Annotated in this window: 13 protein-coding genes; 5 read left to right on the forward strand and 8 right to left on the reverse strand. The window is 49.7% G+C overall.

The genetic code is table 11. The features are described from left to right. Positions 1-587: 587 nt before the first annotated feature. Complete coding sequence (locus tag OFAG_RS03365) at positions 588-953, reverse strand: hypothetical protein (RefSeq protein ID WP_040719499.1); 366 nt, start codon at positions 951-953, stop codon at positions 588-590. Here OFAG_RS03365 and oxc point away from each other — a divergent pair. The 3 genes from oxc (at position 952) to can (ending at position 4,534) form a co-directional block, all read left to right on the forward strand. Continuing rightward, positions 952-2,661, forward strand: coding sequence for an oxalyl-CoA decarboxylase (oxc, locus tag OFAG_RS03370; RefSeq protein WP_005877945.1), 1,710 nt, complete (start codon positions 952-954; stop codon positions 2,659-2,661). The genes OFAG_RS03365 and oxc overlap by 2 nt on opposite strands. A 292-nt stretch (positions 2,662-2,953) precedes the next feature. Further along, entirely contained in the window at positions 2,954-3,763 is an 810-nt protein-coding gene (locus OFAG_RS03375; protein ID WP_005877943.1) for a spermine/spermidine synthase domain-containing protein, read from the forward strand. Between the two features lie 45 nt (positions 3,764-3,808). Beyond that, positions 3,809-4,534: a carbonate dehydratase gene (can, locus tag OFAG_RS03380; protein ID WP_005877941.1), complete on the forward strand. Its 726-nt coding sequence runs from the start codon at positions 3,809-3,811 to the stop codon at positions 4,532-4,534. Between the two features lie 522 nt (positions 4,535-5,056). Here the strand turns inward: can and panB are convergent. The 7 genes from panB to OFAG_RS03415 form a co-directional block, all read right to left on the reverse strand. Then, positions 5,057-5,869: a 3-methyl-2-oxobutanoate hydroxymethyltransferase gene (gene panB, locus OFAG_RS03385; RefSeq protein WP_005877939.1), complete on the reverse strand. Its 813-nt coding sequence runs from the start codon at positions 5,867-5,869 to the stop codon at positions 5,057-5,059. Positions 5,870-5,958: 89 nt separating this feature from the next. Beyond that, entirely contained in the window at positions 5,959-6,309 is a 351-nt protein-coding gene (locus tag OFAG_RS03390) for a DMT family protein (RefSeq protein WP_005877937.1), read from the reverse strand. A gap of 29 nt (positions 6,310-6,338) precedes the next feature. Further along, on the reverse strand, positions 6,339-6,818 hold the full coding sequence (gene folK / locus OFAG_RS03395) for a 2-amino-4-hydroxy-6-hydroxymethyldihydropteridine diphosphokinase (RefSeq protein WP_005877935.1): 480 nt from the start codon (positions 6,816-6,818) through the stop codon (positions 6,339-6,341). 1 nt (position 6,819) lies between these two features. Further along, positions 6,820-8,205, reverse strand: coding sequence for a polynucleotide adenylyltransferase PcnB (gene pcnB / locus OFAG_RS03400; RefSeq protein WP_005877934.1), 1,386 nt, complete (start codon positions 8,203-8,205; stop codon positions 6,820-6,822). Continuing rightward, positions 8,198-8,875, reverse strand: coding sequence for an HAD family hydrolase (locus tag OFAG_RS03405; protein WP_005877933.1), 678 nt, complete (start codon positions 8,873-8,875; stop codon positions 8,198-8,200). Before OFAG_RS03405 ends, pcnB begins: the two co-directional genes overlap by 8 nt. Continuing rightward, positions 8,872-9,549, reverse strand: coding sequence for a DnaA regulatory inactivator Hda (gene hda, locus OFAG_RS03410; RefSeq protein ID WP_005877932.1), 678 nt, complete (start codon positions 9,547-9,549; stop codon positions 8,872-8,874). Before hda ends, OFAG_RS03405 begins: the two co-directional genes overlap by 4 nt. A gap of 8 nt (positions 9,550-9,557) precedes the next feature. Next, positions 9,558-10,637 carry an AI-2E family transporter gene (locus OFAG_RS03415; RefSeq protein WP_005877931.1) on the reverse strand — a complete coding sequence of 360 codons (1,080 nt, stop codon included), beginning with the start codon at positions 10,635-10,637 and terminating at the stop codon, positions 9,558-9,560. Between the two features lie 75 nt (positions 10,638-10,712). Between OFAG_RS03415 and purM the strand changes: the two genes are divergently transcribed. Then, a complete protein-coding gene (gene purM / locus OFAG_RS03420; protein ID WP_005877930.1) occupies positions 10,713-11,756 on the forward strand; it encodes a phosphoribosylformylglycinamidine cyclo-ligase in 1,044 nt (347 codons plus the stop codon). A gap of 679 nt (positions 11,757-12,435) precedes the next feature. After that, positions 12,436-13,698, forward strand: a complete 1,263-nt coding sequence (oxlT, locus tag OFAG_RS03425) for an oxalate/formate MFS antiporter (RefSeq protein ID WP_005877928.1) — start codon at positions 12,436-12,438, stop codon at positions 13,696-13,698. Positions 13,699-14,102 lie beyond the last annotated feature (404 nt).

A 14,102-nucleotide genomic window follows, 5' to 3' on the forward strand; every position in this document is an offset into this window, starting at 1 on the left:
CCCCAAAAAACCTTGGTGCCATTTCCACCGCTTATAACTGACGACGAAACACATTGTTCCATTAAATGCCGAAAGATCGAAAACCCAAAACCGGATGCAAAAATTACAGCTTATCTGGAAGTAATGGCTTTTATTGAAAGTCGTCTACTCAGCTTCCCGATTCCGGAGGCTGAAATAGCGCTTCAGTGAGGAATCCTGTTTTATTGGGCAGACATTCCTTTTATGTAGGGAAAATACAATAAAGAAATGTTCGGCATTTTCCAGACAGAACGAACGGTCTTGTCCTGTCTTTTAAACGGAAACAGGGCCTGCCAAGAAATGCCGTGTTTTGCCAATCGGAGGATTTTGAAAACGGGAAGAAAAGCGCACGACGGTTTCCGGTATTTCCAAGGTGATTTTTCCGTAATGTTGTCTTCTTTTGCACCCGGTTAGCCAGCTCCTGCGCTTCGCGGGTTGCAAAACTTTGTGTCTGACCCTTTTGACTTTTGTCTGGCGCGCAAACGCCGGATTTTCTTTGGCGACATTCAAGGCTTGAATGCGAAAAAAACGTTTCTGAAAGACGGAAAAAACCTTGTTTTGCCCGTATTTCACATGGATGGTTTTCTATAACCATCCAGGCGGTTGTTTTTTTGCAAAAGAGAAGGGGTTTTCAGGGGAAATCCTGCGTGAATAGCGGCCATTGTTCCGGATTGAGGACAGCGGTTTTTTTCGGGGAAAATGATGAATCCGGACGGTTTGTGTTTCGGTTCGGGGAGATGTTTTTTTTGAGGACAGGAAACAAATTGATCTGGGTCAATAATTGTAAATTGACCTAGGTCAATGATAGCGAATTGACCGCGGTCAATAAGGGCAAATTGACCTAGGTCAACGGTCTTTTCAGGCGTAATGCGGCATACTCGGAATTGACGTTGAACAACGTTTATCAAAACCAACCAAAGAAAGGTATTACTCATGAGTAACGACGACAATGTAGAGTTGACTGATGGCTTTCATGTGTTAAAGGACACACTGAAGTTGAATGGCATCGATACCATGTATGGTGTGGTCGGCATTCCTATCACCAACCTGGCCCGTCTGTGGGAACAGGATGGTCAGAAGTTCTATAGCTTCCGCCACGAACAGCACGCTGGCTATGCTGCCTCTATTGCCGGCTACATTCAGGGCGACAAACCTGGCGTATGCTTGACCGTTTCCGCCCCTGGTTTCCTGAACGGTTTGACGGCATTGGCTCATGCTACCACCAACTGCTTCCCAATGCTCCTGTTGAGCGGATCCAGTGAACGCGAAATCGTCGATCTGATGCAAGGCGATTACGAAGAAATGGATCAGATGAATATCGCTCGTCCGCATTGCAAAGCTTCTTTCCGTATCAACAGCATCAAAGATATTCCAATCGGTATTGCACGTGCAATCCGTACCGCTGTATCCGGTCGTCCGGGCGGCGTTTATGTTGACCTGCCAGCCAGACTGTTCGGTCAGACCCTGCCAGTAGAAGAAGCGCAAAAACTGCTCTTCAAGCCAATCGATCCGGTACCGGCACAGATTCCTGCCGCCGATGCTATCGCACGCGCTGCTGACATTATCAAGAACGCAAAACGCCCTGTTGTCATGCTGGGTAAAGGCGCTTCAATGGCCAAGGCTGACGCAGAAGTCAAACAGTTTGTGGAACAAACCGGTATTCCTTTCCTGCCAATGGGCATGGCTAAAGGTCTGATGCCTGACAATCATCCACAGTCTGCTGCCGCTACCCGTGCATTTGCTCTGGCACAGTGCGACGTCTGTATCCTGATTGGCGCACGTCTGAACTGGCTGATGCAGCACGGTAAAGGCAAGACCTGGGGTAACGAACTGAAGAAATTCGTTCAGATCGATATCCAGGCTAACGAAATGGATTCCAACCAGCCCATCGCTGGCCCGATCGTCGGCGACATCAAGTCCAGCCTGGCTCTGCTGAACGAAGCTCTGAAAGGCGCTCCGAAAGCCAATGCAGAATGGGTAGGCGCTCTGAAAGAAAAAGTGGATACCAACAAGGGCAAACTGGCAACCAAGATGGCTGCTCCTGTCGCTCCGACCGGTATGAACTATTCCAACTCGCTGGGCGTTCTGAAAGAATTCATGCTGGCCAATCCAAGCGTCAATCTGGTTAACGAAGGTGCAAACGCACTGGATAACACCCGTATGATCGTGGACATGCTGGAACCACGCCGCCGTCTGGACTCCGGTACCTGGGGCGTTATGGGTATCGGTATGGGCTACTGCGTCGGCGCAGCAAGCGTAACTGGCGATCCGGTTATCGCTGTTGAAGGCGACTCCGCATTCGGCTTCTCCGGTATGGAAATTGAAACCATCTGCCGTTACAACCTGCCAGTTACCATCATCGTCATGAACAACGGTGGTATCTATAAGGGTAATGAAGAAGATCCGGGCAATGGTCTGGTTTCCTGTACCCGTCTGATTCGTGGCCGTTACGATCAGATGATGGAAGCCTTCGGTGGCAAGGGCTATCTGGTCAATACTCCGGAAGAGCTGAAAGCCGCTCTGGAAGAAGCTGTTGCTTCCAAGAAACCATGCCTGATCAATGCCATGATCGATCCGGACGCTGGTGTTGAATCCGGCCGTATCAAGAGCCTGAACATTGTAAGTAAAGTTGGCAAGAAATAATTAGTCCGACTTTGAAAGCCAGTCTTTTGGCTGGTTTTTCGAATGTTCCGAATACCCCTCAAGATTCGTCTTGAGGGGTATTTTCTTTTTTCTCTTCGACCTTGCTTTGGTTAGACGCTGAAAGATGAGCTGATGAGTTATTGAATTGCTGTCGATAAAGGAGAAGGTGTTTTAATCGATGAATTCGGCGGTACTACCTTGCTGAAGAAGAATAAAAAACACTGGCTTTTTCATGGCTGAAACAGGATAATCGAAACATTTTGAATATTGTCCGGTTTTTCCCGGCCAAGCCATGCTTTTAAAACGAAAGTCTATTGAGCGGGAAGAGTCTCTTCGACCTGCTTCGGATGGTTCCAGAAAAACGCATACGCGCAAAATCAGGTATGCGCCTGTGACGCTTTCCGAACAGGGAGGGGTGCGTTATCTCCATTTCGGAACAGAATGGATACAAGGCGCCATGCGGCTTAAAAAGCCGAACTGGCTTGAACTTGAATACAGCCGGAAAATGATGTCCTGGCTGTTTTTCAAAAAAGAGCCTCGCGCTATTTGCCAGCTTGGGCTGGGCGCCGGTTCGCTTACCAAATTCTGTTATTACCAGTTTCCTGCCTGTATAACGACTGCTGTCGAATTGAATCCGGACGTCATTGCGGTTTGCAAGTCAATGTTTGCGTTGCCGGAGCCGGATGACCGGTTGCGTATTCTTGAAATGGATGCGCTGGATTTTGTCAATGACGTAAACAATTTCAACACGTTCGATATCTTGCATGTCGATTTATACGATGCGACTGCGCGTGGCCCGGTACTGGACACCCCCGAGTTTTATGCGGCTTGTAAAAAATGTCTTGTTTTCGACGGTATCATGACGGTCAATCTGTTTGGCGACCATTCCAGCTTTGGAAAGAACATGGCCGCCCTGTGCAAATCGTTTGAAAAAGTGGTGTGCCTGACGCCGACTGAGGAAGGAAACGTGATTGCGCTCGCTTTCCGGAAGCGGCCTGAACTGAAGGACGACGAATTGAAAGCGCGGGCGGCAGAAATCAGGGATAAAACCGGGTTGCCAGCGAAGAAATGGATTAAGGATTTCAGGAAAGCTTTACTGTAATAACGACAGCCAACGGAGATTGGTTACCTTTTAGAGAGCGGATTTATGCCAGACAAATTAAATGAATACGATCCCACGGACATTGAACTCAAACAGCTTTTCGAGCGCAATAAAGCCTGGGCGGAACAAATGGTTCAGGATGATCCGAATTATTTCTCGCGTCTGGTAACGCAGCAGTTGCCAAAGTACTTCTGGATCGGTTGTTCGGACAGCCGGGTTCCTTCAACACAAATCACCAATCTGTTGCCAGGCGATATCTTTGTTCACCGGAATGTCGCCAATGTCGTGTCTTATACCGATCTGAGCTGCCTTTCCGTGATGCAATTTGCTGTTGATGTCGTCCGGGTGCGTCATATCATGGTAACTGGCCATTACGATTGTTCGGGTGTTCATGTCGCCATGATGAGACAGAGAGTGGGATTGGCGGATAACTGGTTGCGCCATGTTCAGGACGTTCATCACAAGCACGAGCGTTATCTGGGAGATACGCTGCCGGCGAGAGTGAAATACGATCGTCTGTGCGAACTGAATGTCATTGAATCGGTGGCAAATGTGTGTCAGACCACTATCGTGCAGGATGCGTGGAACCGGGGCCAGCAATTGACGGTACATGGCTGGGTTTATGGTGTTCACGATGGTCTGATTCGGGATCTGGGCATGACGATCAGTTCGATGGAGGAGTTGCCCATCAAAAAGGCCCAGAGTCTTGCGCGTTATGAAATCGATTCCAACGATTCAGTAAAACAAAAAGTGGCAGGCAACAAGTTCTGATGATGAAGTCAGGCGTGCCCCTTTTTCTGTCCGCTTGTAAAGGCTCACGGTGCTTTTGTCCACACTTTATGCCAAAATGCTGTTGGCAGAATTTGCCGGAAGTTAACTTGTTCTGAATTCGGCTGCTTTCAGTCCGTTCCAACGATGACATAATCGGCTCTGGGGATGGGCATAGGCCGGTTTCACGACAGCCCGTTGCAGATGACTGGCACAGAGCAGTCATTATTCAAATGGTAACGATCGTTTCAGACCAATTTCGATTTTGAACCCGGAACGGACAAAGCTTTCGTGGATTGGGGACATGAGTCTTTCCGCCCGTTGCTCGCACAGATTTGTCTGTCATTCTTCCCCGCGAAAAGAAATGGCAAGGTATTCTGGCTATGTATCGGATTCTTTTTGAACTGAACAGCAAAAGTCCGCCGAAAACCGGTTTGTTTTCAATCGGTTCTGTTTAAAACACGCAGCGGACCAGCATTGCACACCTGACGGTAGGTCATACTGGCGGGGCAATGACGGTTGTCGTCAGAAGCAATGTTCAGGCGCCGGGAAGGATCCATCCTTGACCGCGCGCACATACGCTTTGATCGCATCTTCGATACTGGACTGTCCTTCCATGAAATTGCGGACAAAACGCGCCTTTCTGCCGGGATAGACATTGAGCATGTCATGCATGACAAGGACTTGGCCGGAACAGTCAGGGCCTGCACCGATACCGATAGTCGGGACGTTCAGGGCTTCGGTGATTTCTTTTCCCAGTATGGCAGGGACAGCTTCCAGCACATAGAGAGACGCTCCCGCGTTTTGCAGGATTTTTGCGTCTTCAAGGATACGTTTGGCATCTTCCGAGGTTTTACCCTGGACACGATAGCCACCGAACTGGTGGACGGATTGGGGAGTCAGTCCCAAATGACTGCAAACCGGTATGGCTCGCTCTGTCAAAAAACGGACGGTGTCTTCAAGCCAGCGACCACCTTCGATCTTGACCATATGGGCGCCCGCCTTAATCAGTTCGGCGGCATTGTCGTAAGCGGATTCAGGCGTTGCGTAGGTTCCGAAAGGCATATCCGATACGATCATGGCGGTTTTGTTGCCTCTGGCGACGCATTCGGTATGATAGGCGACTTCTTCGATGGAGACGGGCAACGTGGAATCTTTTCCCTGGCAAACCATGCCGAGTGAATCACCGATGAGCAGGATTTCGACTCCGCACTGATCCATAAGGGAAGCGAAACTGGCGTCATAACAGGTCAGCATGGTGATTTTTTCATGCTTGTTATAGAGAGCGGCCAGAGTGTGGCTGGTAACCGATTTGCGTTCCTGAAGATAGGTTGCCATAACAATCCTTTATTGAACTGGAAAATGGAGAGAACATCAGGACGTAACCATATCCCGATGCATGGCGGGCTGTCACGATTTCAGATCAATTATGAGCGAAAAATGAAGTAAACCGCGCCAAGCAGGCACAAGGCTGCCCAGACATAATCCATTTTGAAAGGTTGGCCCATGTAATAAACGGCAAAGGGGACAAATACGCTCAGGGTGATGGCTTCCTGCAAGATTTTGAGCTGTGCCAGACTGAATTGTGAAAAACCGATACGATTGGCGGGAACTTGCAAAAGATACTCGAAAAGAGCGATTCCCCAGCTGATCAGCGCGGCGATGAGCCATGATCTTGACGAAAGATGCCGCAAATGACCGTACCACGCAAATGTCATGAAAACATTCGATAAAATAAGCAGGCCGGCGGTCTGGATAAAGACAGGGATGTGAAACATGACTGGAACTCCTTAAAACAGGCTGTCAATTAAATACGTTCGATTTTCTGATTGCTGACGCGATGAAGAAGGGTGGAAAGCGGTTCTTTTTCCGGAATAACGATGTCGGGATCAATTTCGGCTAACGGGACCAAAACGAAGGCCCGCTCGCACAGGCGAGCGTGTGGGATCGTCAGGCGGTCGGTCAGAATACGTTCCCGGTTGTAGAGAAGAATATCCAGATCCAGCGTTCGGGGAGCGTTTTTGTAGGGCCGTTTTCTGCCGAAACGGTTTTCGATGTCCCAGAGGGCGTCCAGTAAGGGATCGGGTGCCAGACCGGTGACGAGTCTGGCGACGGCATTGATATAATCGTCGCCTGTCGCGTTAACAGGAGCTGTCCGGTAAAAGGAAGAGGACTTGTCCACGGAAGTATCGGGTAAACGGTTCAGGCTGTTTATCGCTTCGGTAACGTTTTGCAGGGCGTTTCCCAGATTGGAACCGATACCAATGTAAACGATGTTCCCGCTCATACTATGGCTGGATGTCTTCAGTTGTTGGCAAGGGGACCGTCGCCGGATTTGTTCCGGTCTTGCGGCGGCGTGAGCGTTTTGCACGTTTTTTACCGGATGAACTGGCCGATAGCCGTTTCACTTGTTCAGCGATCATTTGCTGCCGTTCATCGCCGGATGCATCAATAAATGCCGTCCACCATTGGCCGACTTCGGGATCGAGTTCGCCAGCTTCACACCGGATCAGCAGAAAATCGTAGGCGGCACGGAAGCGTTCATTTTCAAGCAGGCGGTACGCGGATTTCCCTGTACGCCGTTCCAGTCTGGGTTGCATGAGCCATATGTCCTTCATGTCACTTGCAATCCGCCGCTGAATGGCGAGTTTCTCGGTCTGGGTCTCCAGTATGTCTCCTGCGGCCGCCACAAGAGCGGGAATGGGGTGTTCTCCCTGCGCACGGTAATGCTCCCATTTTTCCTCAACCTGTGTCCACAGGAGTGTGGCAAACAGGAAACCCGGAGAAATACGCCGGTTTTCCCGGATGCGCTGATCGGTTTTGTCCAGGGCAAGTTCTATAAAATGAGCTGCCTGAGGCTGTTCCAGGGCAACGTCCAGAAGGGGGAGCAAACCTTTGTGCAAACCCCGGGTACGCAATTCTTTCAGGCAAGACATGGCGTGACCGCTCATCAGCAGTTTCAACATTTCGTCGAAAAGTCGGGCAGATGGAACATTGTTGATGAGAGGGGCCAGTGAAGCAATGGGTGCGCGTGTTGCCGGATCTATCGAAAAACCCAGTTTTGCGGCGAACCGGACAATCCGGAGCATGCGTACAGGGTCTTCGCGATAACGCTGTTCGGGATCTCCGATAATTTTCAGGGTCCGGTTGCGCAGATCGTTCATGCCGCCGTGGTAATCCAGCAGTAGCTGATTGGCCGGATTGTAATACATGGCATTAATGGTAAAGTCCCTGCGGGCGGCGTCTTCTTCCTGGGTGCCGAAACTGTTATCGCGCAACAACCTGCCGGCATCGTCTTTCAAGGCAGGTTTGGTAGATGATCCTCTGAAGGTCGTGACTTCGATCAGCTCCTGGCCGAGGAGAACATGAACGATCTGGAAGCGTCGGCCGATGACGAAGGCCCGTCTGAAAAGGCGTTTCACCTGTTCCGGTGTGGCGTCTGTTGCCACATCGAAATCTTTCGGCTTGAGTCCCAGCAGCAAATCCCGTACCGCGCCGCCGACAATAAATGCCTTATAGCCGGCATTGTGCAATATACGGACAACCCGTATGGCACTGTTGGATACCAGACGCGGATCGATGCCGTGCTGTGCGGAATTCAAGGTAACAGGTTTATCGGCGGCACGGGTATCCGAACCCATGCCAAAAATCTTGCGGATCAGTTTGTTAATCATCGAATAATTGCAATAAAGGCCAGCCTTTCATTTCGGCATATGCTTTCAGACGACTGTTGGGATTGACGGCAACCGGATGGTTTACCTGCGAGAGAAGCGGAATGTCACGGTCGGAGTCGCTGTAAAAATAGACGTGTCTGAAACTGTCGAAGGACAGATTCATCTGTTTGAGCCAGTTCTCGGTATGGATGATTTTACCTGCACCGGATGTGGGAATTCCTACCAGTTTCCCGGTGAGTTCGCCTTCCGGTGTTTCTTCGGGCAATGCGGCAATCAGGTGATCGACACCGAACGCTTTTGCAATCGGTTCCGTAATGAAACGGTTTGTTGCCGTAACAATGGCAACCAGATCGTGATTTTTTTGGTGTTTTTCCACCAGACGGCGTGCGGAAGGCGTAATGGCGGGGTAAATGACTTCATCCATGTATTGCTGCCGCCAGCGGTTCAGTTGCGAGCGGGGGAAGCGGGACAAGGTGCCCAGAACGAATGCGAGGAATTCGGCCGGGTCGAGAGTGCCTGCCTGATACTGGATGAAAAACTCCGCATTGCGCCTTTCATAGAATTCCTTGTCAACTGCGCCGATACGTACCAGAAATTGTCCCCACTCGTAGTCCGAGTCGATAGGGAGAAGCGTATTGTCCAGATCGAATAGTGCCAGTGTGTCAGTCATAGCGTCGGCTCCTGCTTTTTGTGCAGCAGATCGTAAAGGAGCGGCAGGGTGATCGTGCGTTTTGTCTGAAGCGAATAACGGTCCAGAGCGTCCAGAATCATGGAAAGCGAATGCATGTCTCGTTGATAGTGCGTAATAAGATAGGGTAGCACACCTGGGGAAAGAGTGAATCCCCTGCTTTTGGCCTGTTCTGTCAGGGCAGCTATTTTTTCTTCATCAGTCAGCCCCTTTATCTGATAGACAAGTCCCCAGCAAAGCCGGCTTTTCAGATCGTCCCTTAGCGTCAGGGCAAGCGGCGTGCTGGAACCCGCTGTAATCATGCATGCTCTGCCGTTTTCCCGGACCTGATTGAAAAGATCAAAAGCGGCAATCTGTTTTTCCGGAGATAATTTGTCGCAATCGTCTATCAGATACAGCGAAATGCCGGAGTCGTAATCAAAGGCCGCAAGAGGAGACCGGGCACTCAGGTATCGTGAAGGAGCAAACCGGGCCATCGCGAGCAGAAGATGCGTTTTTCCCACTGCGGCATCGCCCCACAAATAGACGAACCGGTCACGGGACTGTCTCGCCGCAATAAGATGAAGAAGATGCAGTGCCTCTTCATTTTGCCCGGGCACGAAAGTTTCAAGAGCAGGGGGGCTTGCAGTGTCAAGATTTAGCAGCAGTTGTTGCATGACGGAATTCAGCTTTTGTAAAAATTACTGTCAAAATAGTAATTTCGCAAATGTTTGTAGGCAACCGAGAGAATAGCCGAAGAAGGCAAAGCGAGCAAAATACCGACAAAACCGAAAAGCTGGCCGAATGCAAGCAAGGCGAAAATAACAATTAAAGGGTGAAGCTGAATACGGTCGCCGACCAGTTTGGGAGTCATCAGCAAGCCATCGAAGGAATAACCGAAACCATAGATGATTCCGAGGGTAATCCACGCTTCCATGCCGGTAAATTGCAGCAGTGTCGCTGTAATCGCCAGAGCCAGACCGAAACAGATCCCGATATAAGGGATGAAGGCCAGCATACCGGTCATGATGCCAACGGGCAGAGCGACGTTGTAGCCGGCAAGCGCAAGCGTAATGGAATAATAACTCGACAGAATGACCATAACCAGTAATTGTCCACGCAGATACTGCGCCAGCATACTGTTCACTTCCCTGGAGAAACTGACGGCCCTGGTTACCCAGCGTCTGGGGATCATGTCCCTCAGCTTGCGCATCATGATATGCCAGTCTTTCAACAGATAAAACAGAACGACCGGGATAAGGATCAGATTCCATGCCCAGGTGAGAACGGCCGTTCCTCCGAATTTGGCAGAGGCGATAAGCGATTTCCAGACGCCATCGCCTTTGGGAACGAATTGTTCAGTCAGAATTTTTTTGATGCCGGCATTGTCTGCCGGGATCTGGATGCCCAGTTCATTCAAAATCGGACTCAGGTAGTTATTGACCTTGGCGATAAAAGCCGGAATTTGTTCGTAAAGCATGGGCCATTCCCTGATCAGCATGGGAATCATGATCAGTGCGAATGCCGTCACAATGGCGATGAGCAGCAACATGACGATGATGACGGCAATGAGGCGGGGTAGACGAAGCGTTCCAATACGTTTCGAACGAAGCCAGTCAACGATGGGGTTTAAGGCATAGGCCAGAATGGCTCCGGCGATAAACGGCGTCAGGATCGGCCCGAGCAAGAGAAGAATGACAATCAGAAAAATACCGATGCCGGTCCACAGTGCCGTTTGTCTTTGTTGTGGTGTAAATAATGCCATTCGGTCGTACTTGTGTGATCAGTTTGTTAGAATACGGAATTATTGTTATTTTACGCCCAGCGGTGCATTTACATTATGAGCTCATCCACTAATCAATCTCTTTCCTATCGCGATGCCGGTGTCGATATCGATGCAGGCGATGCGCTGGTAGCTGCCATCAAACCGTTTGCCAGACGTACCATGCGCGAAGGGGTGTTAGGTGGCATTGGCGGTTTTGGCGCTCTTTTCGAAATCGGCAACAAATATCGCGAGCCGGTACTTGTTTCCGGTACCGATGGGGTCGGCACCAAACTCAAGCTGGCCTTTTTGCTTAACCGACATGATACGGTCGGGATAGACCTTGTGGCAATGAGTGTGAACGATATTCTGGTTCAGGGCGCGGAGCCGTTGTTTTTTCTCGATTATTTTGCCTGTGGCAAACTCGATGTCAACACGGCTACTGATGTTATCAAGGGGGTTGCTGCCGGATGCGAACAGGCCGGATGCGCGCTGATCGGAGGGGAAACGGCTGAAATGCCCGGCATGTATCCGGACGGAGAATATGATCTGGCCGGTTTTGCTGTCGGAGCTGTCGAGAAATCCGCCATTATCGACGGGACAAAAATCGTACCCGGCGATGTGGTTATCGGGCTGGCTTCCTCGGGGATTCATTCAAACGGGTATTCTCTCGTTCGCAAAATTGTTGAAGTCGCCAAGCCTGACCTGAGCGCCGATTTCGATGGCCGTTCGTTGGCAGATGCCTTGATGGCGCCCACAAGAATTTATGTCAAACCGCTGCTGTCGCTGATGTCTTCTATCGAAGTCAAGGGAATGGCTCACATTACGGGCGGTGGCCTGGTGGAAAACGTTCCGCGTGTTTTGCAAAATCATCTGACGGCTGTTTTGAAAAAAGAAGCCTGGAGTATGCCTCCGCTCTTTAACTGGCTGCAAAAACACGGCAATGTTGCCGATGAAGAAATGCACCGGGTGTTCAACTGTGGAATCGGTATGGTGGTGATCGTTTCGAAAGAAAATGCCGATAAAGCCGTTTCAGCACTGGAGATATCGGGTGAAACGGTTTACCGGATTGGTGAAATACGCCAGCGTATCGGCAACGAACCCCAGACAATCGTTGAATGACCATTGATTCTCTTCCTGGGGGATTTCGCGCACGAAATCTCCTTGTTGACGGGAAAGTTTTAAAAACAGGAATCTGAAAAACCCTGTTTTTAAAACGACCTCCAAAAAGGTTAGGCGAAAATCCTATTTTTATACAAACCAAGCATATTGCACAGCCGTGCACTGACGTTCTTTCGGGCCGCGCCTTGTTCTGTCGCTGGCCTGGAAGGAAGAAAGCCGGCCGATGGACGGTATTGCTTTGTCTTTTAAGGCCAGAGGGCTACTACGTTTCCAGGCTATGCCGGATTTGTCCTAACGATCAGCCACGAGCTTGATTGAATCCGAACTTGTGTATTGATTAAATACGATTTTTTGCTAATCATATGAACTCAAATTTCATATGATTAGCAAAAAATGTGAGATTATACATCATATGCCTTCATTTCCAATATGAATTTATTTCATATCTCTTTGGGGTAAATATGAAATAAATTTATTTGCTGACGGGAATAATGTGAAATAAGATTGCATATGTGGTTCTGCTAAATATGATATTAATTTTCATATGTGGAACTCATGATATGAGTCCCGGGAAGGTGCCATGGAATGGTTATCGGGCGCATTGATGGCCTTGTCGTCTGGTGGCGCTGGCATTTTCCCGAATCTCAATTTTGTATTAACTTGATTAGGGATTGGTAAGATGAATAATCCGCAAACAGCACAACCGGCAACCCCGCAAGCAGCAGGGAATATTCGCTGGTTCTATTTGGTATTGGCAGTTTTGCTAATGTGTATGATCTCGGGTGTCCAGTATTCCTGGACACTGTATGCTAACCCGGTGAAAGATGCTCTGGGCGTTTCACTTGCTGCCGTTCAGACAGCATTTACTCTTTCTCAGGTTATTCAAGCTGGTTCACAGCCGGGTGGTGGATATTTTGTCGATAAATTCGGTCCCAAGATTCCGTTGATGTTCGGCGGTGCCATGGTGCTGGTTGGCTGGTCTCTGATGGGACAGGTAAGCAGTATCCCCGCTCTGTATGCCCTTTATACTCTTGCCGGTGCCGGTGTCGGTATCGTTTACGGTATTGCCATGAATACGGCTAACAGATGGTTCCCGGACAAGAGAGGTTTGGCTTCCGGTTTTACGGCTGCCGGTTATGGCCTGGGTGTGTTGCCTTTCCTGCCATTGATCAGCTCTGTTCTGAGAGTTGACGGCGTTGGCCCGGCATTCATGTATACCGGTCTGATCATGGGTATCCTGATTATTGCTATCGCCTTTTTCATCAGATTCCCTGGAGAACAGAAAGGGATCAAAAAAGTTATCGTTCCAACCGAAAAAGACTTCAACTCGAATGAAATGCTCAAGACCCCACAATTCTGGATTCTCTGGACAGCTTTCTTTTCGGTCAACTTCGGTGGCCTGCTGCTGGTTGCCAACAGCGTTCCTTACGGCCGCAGCCTGGGTCTTGCTGCCGGTGTCCTGACTATTGGCGTTTCCATCCAGAATCTGTTCAATGGCGGTTGCCGTCCGTTCTGGGGGTTTGTTTCCGACAAGATTGGCCGTTACAAAACCATGTCGGTTGTATTCGGTATCAACGCTATCGTTCTGTGGTGTTTCCCGTATGTTGCGAAGGTTTCCGAAGTGGCTTTCATCGCGATGCTTGCATTGGCCTTCTTTACCTGGGGGGGTAGCTACGCTTTGTTCCCTTCGACCAACAGCGACATTTTCGGTACAGCTTATTCCGCAAGAAACTACGGCTTTTTCTGGGCTGCCAAAGCGATCGCTTCGATCTTTGGCGGTGGTCTTGGCGCGGCGGTTGCCACAAATTTCGGCTGGAATACGGCTTTTATGATTACCGGTATCACTTCCTTTATCGCTTTCGCTCTGGCTACCTTCGTTATTCCAAGAATGGGACGGCCCAAGAAGAAAGTCAAAGCTGAAGCAGTACAGGTCGCTCACTAGAAATTCGGTCTGTCTGGTTTAACTGAAAAATGGCTGGAGGATTCCAGCCATTTTTTTATCGTCTAAAGGGGCAGCTCAGGCAAGGTTGCGGTTTCTTGCAGGCGGTTATCCGGTTTTGAAACCGTGTTGTATTCTTACGCTTGGCCCCAAAAATGTCGCGACTGGCGCGAGCCTTTTTCTGCGGTTATCGGAAACCGGGCGTCATTTTTGTAGTGTTGGTTTCCTCCGCTGTTTCCTTGTCTCATACCTTTGGCGGGGTCAGAATCTCCAGGGATTTGCGTGTTCTGAATAAAGGGGCTTACAGTATTCTGGAAGGAATTTTATCGCCTTGGAGGGATGAAACCGGCTATGTTCAGCCTGGCGGGCTCTGGTACAAAGGCGATGCCGGTCGTGTTGTTTTTTTA

Origin of the sequence: Oxalobacter paraformigenes (assembly GCF_000158475.2) — a bacterium.
GTDB lineage: Bacteria > Pseudomonadota > Gammaproteobacteria > Burkholderiales > Burkholderiaceae_D > Oxalobacter > Oxalobacter paraformigenes.